The sequence below is a fragment of the Chitinophaga sp. genome, assembly GCF_035564935.1.
Lineage (GTDB): Bacteria > Bacteroidota > Bacteroidia > Chitinophagales > Chitinophagaceae > Chitinophaga.
Genome location: NZ_DATMTE010001059.1, coordinates 1 through 7,367, shown reverse-complemented (window position 1 = coordinate 7,367; position 7,367 = coordinate 1). Strand labels below are relative to the sequence as shown.

General features: G+C 50.4%; 6 protein-coding genes and 1 tRNA gene. 6 read left to right on the top strand and 1 reads right to left on the bottom strand.

From position 1 onward, the window contains the following. From VN105_RS27515 to VN105_RS27500, 4 genes are all read left to right on the top strand, one after another. The coding region (locus VN105_RS27515) for a hypothetical protein (protein ID WP_325646308.1) at positions 1–822 on the top strand (822 nt) is incomplete at its 5' end. Positions 823–1,012: 190 nt separating this feature from the next. Then, complete coding sequence (locus VN105_RS27510) at positions 1,013–1,768, top strand: type 1 glutamine amidotransferase domain-containing protein (RefSeq protein WP_325646306.1); 756 nt, start codon at positions 1,013–1,015, stop codon at positions 1,766–1,768. Positions 1,769–1,829: 61 nt separating this feature from the next. After that, positions 1,830–2,837 carry an LLM class flavin-dependent oxidoreductase gene (locus VN105_RS27505; protein ID WP_325646304.1) on the top strand — a complete coding sequence of 336 codons (1,008 nt, stop codon included), beginning with the start codon at positions 1,830–1,832 and terminating at the stop codon, positions 2,835–2,837. Between the two features lie 152 nt (positions 2,838–2,989). Next, the gene (locus tag VN105_RS27500) at positions 2,990–4,072 is read left to right on the top strand and encodes a 3-oxoacyl-ACP synthase III family protein (RefSeq protein WP_325646303.1); all 1,083 of its coding nucleotides are present in this window, start codon (positions 2,990–2,992) and stop codon (positions 4,070–4,072) included. Positions 4,073–4,181: 109 nt separating this feature from the next. Here the strand turns inward: VN105_RS27500 and VN105_RS27495 are convergent, their stop codons facing one another. After that, positions 4,182–6,128 carry a lectin-like domain-containing protein gene (locus VN105_RS27495; protein WP_325646301.1) on the bottom strand — a complete coding sequence of 649 codons (1,947 nt, stop codon included), beginning with the start codon at positions 6,126–6,128 and terminating at the stop codon, positions 4,182–4,184. A gap of 204 nt (positions 6,129–6,332) precedes the next feature. On the opposite strand from VN105_RS27495, the gene rluF reads away from it, so the two are divergent. Together rluF and VN105_RS27485 are read left to right on the top strand one after the other, a co-directional pair. Then, positions 6,333–7,073, top strand: coding sequence for a 23S rRNA pseudouridine(2604) synthase RluF (gene rluF, locus VN105_RS27490; protein WP_325646299.1), 741 nt, complete (start codon positions 6,333–6,335; stop codon positions 7,071–7,073). Positions 7,074–7,291: 218 nt separating this feature from the next. Further along, a tRNA-Lys gene (locus VN105_RS27485) sits at positions 7,292–7,367 on the top strand.

Below are 7,367 nucleotides of genomic sequence, written 5' to 3'. Positions count from 1 at the left end.
GATGATATTGTGGCAGATGATGATTTGTTATTCCGGTATGCGGCGGCTATCAAAGCGCAACCGGTTGCAATTGGTTTTATAGGATTAACAGATTTCCCGGCGCCGGTGAATGCCTTTACACGTGCGTTGGATGCCGCCGGGCTTACCAGTATTTTTACGATTGCCAGGAAGAAGGAGACATTTAAATGGGGCGTAACGGCTAACATTCTATTTAACCGCAGTGCTTTGCAGGACCAGCGCTTTTCGCCGGAGTTGTCGGCTATTGGCGGGGGAGAGGATATTGACCTCGGGGCGAGGGTGAGTATGCTGCATAATGCCGCATTCACCTGTGTGAAGGAAGCGAGGGTTACGCATCCGTGGTGGAATAACGGGCAACCGCATTACGACCGTTTTACCCGTTATGGCGCGGGCATGGCCATGCTGCTGCCCAGGTTTAAAGCTTTTAACTGGTATGCGTTTCCCAATCCTGTAGAAGGCCTCCTACTGGCTTTACTTTGTGCACCTTTGTTCTTTATATTTCTCAGCTGGCAGAAATGGCTGATCCTTATAGCAGCGATCCCTTTGATTGATATGGGGATTAATTATGTAAGGGCTGCGGGTATGGGTTACCGTGATCTGAAAGTTGCTTACTATATGACCCTGCTGCGGTGCAGCAATGAATGGGGAATGCTTAAAACCCTGGCAGGAAGCGGCAATGCAGGTTATTTTATGCGCCGTATCAACGTTGATTTTACACGGCCCCGTCACTTCCGTACCAACCGGTGGAGGATCATCAAGCTGGTGATCTATCTTATTTTATTATCATTACTCATCTTCATATAACCTGTTATAAAAAATAAGGGCCCGGTACAATACCGGGCCTTTATTTTATTTCACTGCGGTAGCTTCAAATTCAACTTTCAGTGTTTCAAAGAGTGTTTTTACTTCCATCAGCTTCCACGCATAGCAGGATTTATAAGGCCTGAAATTAAGTAATTTTGTTATCTTCCTTTCCTGCGTTAAAACTCCCTGCATGAAGAAGGTGCTGGTACCGTTGCCCGATTATGGTTTTGATCCCACTGAAGCCGCTATACCCTGGTTGCTGCTTACTGCCAAAGGGTACGAGGTGCAATTTGCAACGCCTGGCGGTTACAGTGGTATGGCAGACCTGCGGGTATTGAGGGGAGATGGATTGGGTATATGGAAGTGGTTGTTGCAGGCCAGGGAAGATGCCGTGATGGCTTATCACCGGATGTCGAACAGTGAATCTTTTTGCACACCTTTAAAATATACGGAGATCCGTGCGGAGGATTATGACGCGTTGCTGTTGCCCGGCGGGCACGACAAAGGCATGATCCCCTATCTTGAATCCGCTTTATTGCAACAGGTGGTTACCCATTTTTTTATAGCGGAGAAGCCGGTGGCAGCTATTTGTCATGGTACCGTGCTGGCTGCACGAAGCAGGCACCCGCAAACGGGGAAATCCGTGTTACATTCCTACAAAACCACCACCTTACTGGCCAGCCAGGAGCGGATGGCCTACCAGCTTACCCGTTGGTGGTTAAAAGACTATTACCTTACCTACCGGGTAACGGTACAGGCGGAAGTAACGGCCGCGCTGGCAAGCCCGGCGCAGTTCTTTCACGGACCGCTTCCACTGCGGAAAGATGATGCCAGCCACCCGGAGCGGGGCTTCATTGTACGGGACCGGAACTACCTTTCCGCCCGCTGGCCGGGCGATGTATATCGGTTTTCTGCTGCGTTTACTGATATGCTGGAGCATGCTTAAGCTGCTTACCTAAAGTATATCACCTCACCTCTGTCGGCGGCATTGTAGTAAATTTGTGTCCATGAGTAAGCAAGGATTAAGACGGCCGTTGTCAGTATTGGACCTGGCGCCGGTAACAGAAGGAAGTACGCCTGCAGATGCATTCCGGAATAGCCTGCGGCTGGCACAACATGTTGAAAAGCTGGGATATAAGCGATTCTGGATGGCAGAACACCACAATATGGTGAGCGTGGCGAGTTCCGCCACCGCCGTATTACTTGGGTATATTGCCGGGGGCACCAGCACCATCCGGGTTGGATCAGGTGGCATCATGCTCCCTAATCATGCCCCGCTGGTGGTGGCAGAGCAGTTTGGCACCCTCGCCTCGTTATATCCCGACCGGATAGACCTGGGGCTTGGCCGGGCGCCGGGTACCGACCAGGTAACGGCAAGGGCATTGCGCCGCGACAGGCTCGGGGCCGGCCACGATTTCCCTGAACAGGTACAGGAGCTGCAACAATACTTATCGTTCGATAACCACACCAGCGCTGTGAGGGCTATACCCGGTGAAGGACTGGATATTCCTATCTGGATATTGGGTTCCAGTACAGACAGCGCCTACCTGGCGGCTGCTATGGGATTGCCCTACGCGTTTGCCAGTCATTTTGCACCAGCACAACTGCATGCGGCACTGAAAATATACAGGCAGCATTTCAAGCCCTCTGAATTTCTATCGGCTCCCCACACCATGGCCTGCGTGAATGTAATTGCCGCAGATACCGATGCCGAAGCGAACCGGCTGGCTACTTCTTTCTACCAGCTGTTCCTGGGAATTATACGCGGGAAACTTCGCCGGCTGGGACCCCCCATAGACAGCATGGAAGGCATATGGAATGAGTATGAGAAGGCGCACGCACAACAGATGCTGTCTTGTTCCTTTATAGGCAGTACTGCTACCGTAAAAACAGGCTTGCAGCATTTCATAGAAGAAACACAGGTGGATGAACTGATGGCTACTGCACATATTTACGACCAGGACATACGGTTACGGTCGTACGAATTACTGAAAGGAGTAGCAGATAGTTTGTAATTTAAATGGAGATAAAATAATTGATGGCGCTGTTTTTTACCGGCGCCGTTTTTATTCCGGGAAGATGAAGACAGAGGCGGGTACTAGGAAAGGACGCTTTTTGTTGTATCTTTACGAGACAGGTTGTCAGATGGCAGCTTAAAAAACGCTCTATGGTTAATGCAATGAGGACGGTTATTACTGGAACTGGTAGTTTTATTCCTACCAACAAAATAAAGAACAGCGATTTTTTACAGCAGGATTTCTACAGTGACCGGGGAGAGAAGATCCCATATGAGGCGGCAGTTATTATCCGCAAATTCGGGGAGGTAACGGGTATCTGTGAACGCAGGTACGCCGATATGGACATGAACGCCACGGAAATGGCCGTAGCTGCGGCGGCAACAGCTATCAAAGATGCAGGGCTGGATCCGGAAACACTGGACCAGATCATTCTAGCCCATAATTTTGGTAATGTACTCACGGATACGATACAGTCGGACGCAGTGCCATCGCTGGCTTCCAGGGTGAAGCAGGCATTGGGGATCCGGAACCCTGCCTGTATTCCGTATGATATTTTGTTTGGCTGCCCGGGTTGGATCCAGGGCTTTATCCAGGCCGATGCCTTCTTTAAGGCAGGGCTGGCAAAGAAGTGCCTGGTAGTGGGTACAGAAACACTGAGCCGGGTGATTGACCGCTACGACCGCGACAGTATGATTTTCAGCGATGGTGCAGGCGCTGTGATTGTAGAAGCCTTTGATGATAAAGAAGGGGCAGCTGGCGTAATCAGCACCAGTGCGCAGTCGTATGTAACCGAGGAACTCAACTATATCTGTATGGGCAAATCCTATGCACCGGAAACGGATCCGCGTATACGTTATGTGAAGATGCAGGGCCGCAAAGTGTATGAATTTGCATTGAAGCATGTGCCTGAAGCCATGAAAGCATGCCTGGATGCCGGTGGCCTTAATATTGCCGATGTAAAGAAGATCTTTATTCACCAGGCCAATGAAAAGATGGACATTGCCATCATCAGGGCTTTTTACCAGTTATATGGCATCAAAGAAGCACCCGCCGATATTATGCCCATGAATATCCACGAACTTGGTAACAGCTCTGTGGCCACCGTACCCACTTTGTACGACATGGTGCGGAAGGGGCATATTGCCAACCAGCAGGTGCATGCGGGGGATGTGATCCTGTTTGCTTCTGTAGGAGCGGGGATGAATATCAATGCTATCTGTTACCGCGTGTAGGCGTTATTGTTATAACTTTAGCGTATAGACATTACTGTATCTTTCCTTACTGGAATTGTGGTTATTGTTGTCGCATAGGCGTAACACTACCTTGTAGTTCCGGGTACCGTTATCGTATAAGCGTAACCGTGCCTTTCCTGCTAAAGCGGCGTCCTGTATAATCCACGCCCTGCACCATCCAAACATAGGTGGCAGCAGGAGCAGGCTGCCCGTTCCAGGTGCCGTCCCATCCGCCGGGGAGACTGGCGCTACGGAAAATTTCCTGACCCCAGCGGTTCCATATGCAAAAGAAATCCAGCTTTGGTACACCGGCGGCAATAACGCGGAAAATATCATTGCGTCCGTCGTTGTTGGGCGTGAAAGCATTTGGAACATAAAATTCCGGTCCTTCGTATACTTTAACGCTTACATCGTCGTGGTCCTCGCAACCTTCCGGGGAAGTAACCGTAAGGCGGAACGTTTGATCTTTCTGCAGTATGGCAACGGGATTGTCGGTGTACGGATCATTGAGGCCCGTTACCGGCGACCATGCATAACGGACCCGCGGATTAACCCATTCCGCCTGCAACTGCAGGGGTTGGCCGCTGGCCACAATGGTATCTTTGCCGGCGCGTGCGAATACGGAAGTAACCCTCACGGGAACTTCCACTTCGGGAGACGCGCAGCCATCGTTGCTGATGCCGTATAGGCTTACCCGGTAGTAGCCCGTATCTGCAAAGCGGAAGCCGCCCTGTTGCTGTTGCAGGGTGTTCCCGCTGCCGAAGTCCCAGTACCACTGACTTATAGGGGTAGCCGGTGTAAGGTTGAACCCTTCAAATGCGGTAGTTGCACCCAGGCATACATCCTCGCCGCGACCGCTTACCAGCGGCGTATTGCTCACCAGGATCGATTTAGTGGCAGTGGCAGCGCAACCCTGCGCAGAGGTGACAGAGAGCTGTATTTGTTTGGGGCCCGGCGTAGTGTAGGGAGCGGTGGGTTGCTGCCCGGTAGCGGTAGTGCCGTTGCCCCAGTTCCATTCCCATTTTCCGGCACTTCCTACAGCAATGGTAGTGCGGTCTTCCATCTGCATTTTCCCGGTAATGCATAGCGGATCAGGACCAAAGTCCACTACCGGGTACGCCCCTACGGTAAAGGGCGCTTTTAAGGTATCCGACATGCAGCCGCTGTTATCTTCAATCACCAGTTTTACTTCATACTGCCCTGCCGCCGGGTACACGTGAGCGGGTGGCAGGGGGGCGGTAGATTGGGTGCCGTCTCCCAGATCCCACCACCAACGGGTAATAGACCCGAAGGAACTGGAATTGTCCCTGAAACTGATGGGAGTGCCATCGCAAAAGATCTGCCCGGGATTGAAATTAAATTCCGGGCGCAGGGCGGCGCAAAATTCCTGTTTATTGGAGCTGCCGCCGGTAGATCCGGCAAAGCCCCAGAATACATTGGGATCGCCGCTGAAAATGTCGTTTACAATATCTTTATCCAGCGTAAGCCGTAGCTCATTATCCACGCTTACCTCCATGTGCTGTGTGGCAGCGTCCCAGCGGATGCGGAAAAGATGCCAGTTACAGTCTTCTATATTATCGCTGCCGGCCAGTGCCGTTACCGGCGCGGTAAGATTACCCGCCGGATCGCTGTGATCCGTGATACCATTCATCTGGATGGAAATATGATCATAAGCCGGGTCGTTCTCATCGTTGTTCATGTATGTATCGATAATAATCCCCAAAGAAGGTGAAATGCCCTTAAAACCGATGCCCTGCCCGGTAGCGCCGAGATTGGTGCCTTTGGTTTGCAGGATGAAGCCGATGCCATCTGCCCCGGTTGCATCTTTACAACCAAGGTTTACATCAAATACATAATTAAAAGACTGGTGAAGGTTAATTTTATTTTTATTCCATACCGTACCGCTGGTAGTTTGCTGATCGGGTGTGAGCACATAGCAATTACACGTACGCTGGGTAGCGGCCCCGTTGAGGATATATGGCAACAGCGTTTGGCCCGTTAGGGTGAAATGGGAGAGCAATAACAGGCCGGTGATCAGGCATAGTAATCTTTTCATATCGGGGACCGGGGCAGTATGACAGGTTGCCGCTAACAAGTTACATTCTTCGTTTTTAACATCAAAGCATAATTATTTTTCCTTTACAGGCAGCTTTTACCTTTCCTTACCCCTGCACAGGTGGATGCTGCCGCAGTTACAGCCGGACCTGGACACCGGCGCCATACACGACTTTTTGCCGGGTTTTAAGTAATTTGCAGCCATATGGATATCAGCGTTAACAAATACATCAGTGAAACCGGCTTTTGCAGTCGCAGGGAAGCGGACAAATACATTGAACAGGGCCGCGTTACGATCAACGACAACATTGCTTCCAAAGGCAACCGCGTAAAAGATGGCGACGTGGTAGAGGTAGATGGCGAGCCGCTGAAAAAGAAGAAATCCACCGTATATATAGCGCTCAATAAACCTAAAGGTATTACCTGCACCACGGATCTGAAAGATAAAACGAACATCATCGACTACGTGAACTTTCCATCCCGCATATTTCCTATAGGCCGGCTGGATAAGCGTTCTGAAGGACTGATATTCCTTACCAACGACGGCGATATTGTAAACAAGATCTTACGGGCCGGCAACCAGCACGAGAAAGAATACATTGTTACCGTTGATAAACCCATAGACCTGGAGTTCGTTAAAAATATGCGCAGCGGCGTGCGTATTCTCGGTGTAATGACGCAGAAATGCTTTGTTCAACAGGAGGGACCGAACCGTTTTCGTATCATCTTAACCCAGGGACTTAACCGGCAGATCCGCCGTATGTGCGAGGCGTTGGGATATGAAGTAACCACCCTGAAACGCACGCGGATCATGAATATGACATTGAAAGACCTGGCGCCGGGATCATGGCGGTATTTTACAAAGGAAGAAGTGACTAACCTGAATGCGCTGGTAGCAAATAGTAAAAAGACTGCCGGAGATGACCAGGGCGGGATGGATGAATAATTCATGTTAACGTATAGCGATGCTCCGAAGCCGGCGGCTTATTGATTTAATCCAGTGGTAAGCCTGATCCGGTTTCCGTGTGTTTATAAACTTTGAGTTGTCCATCAGCTCCGTGGGTATTTGCCGGTGGGGTGCAGGCATAGGTGAATTTATTTTTTCGGAAAAAAATTTGGAGGTTGTGGGATAATGTTTATTTTTGCCACCCTTTAAAGGGGAATGATTCCCTAGCTCAGTTGGTAGAGCAATACACTTTTAATGTATGGGTCTTGGGTTCGAGTCCCAAGGGGATCACCA

Bases quoted from the DNA above. Each gene is read 5' to 3' on its own strand.
- rluF (WP_325646299.1), top strand. From the start codon at position 6,333: ATGGATATCAGCGTTAACAAATACATCAGTGAAACCGGCTTTTGCAGT.
- VN105_RS27510 (WP_325646306.1), top strand. From the start codon at position 1,013: ATGAAGAAGGTGCTGGTACCGTTGCCCGATTATGGTTTTGATCCCACT.
- VN105_RS27500 (WP_325646303.1), top strand. From the start codon at position 2,990: ATGGTTAATGCAATGAGGACGGTTATTACTGGAACTGGTAGTTTTATT.
- VN105_RS27505 (WP_325646304.1), top strand. From the start codon at position 1,830: ATGAGTAAGCAAGGATTAAGACGGCCGTTGTCAGTATTGGACCTGGCG.
- VN105_RS27495 (WP_325646301.1), bottom strand. From the start codon at position 6,128: ATGAAAAGATTACTATGCCTGATCACCGGCCTGTTATTGCTCTCCCAT.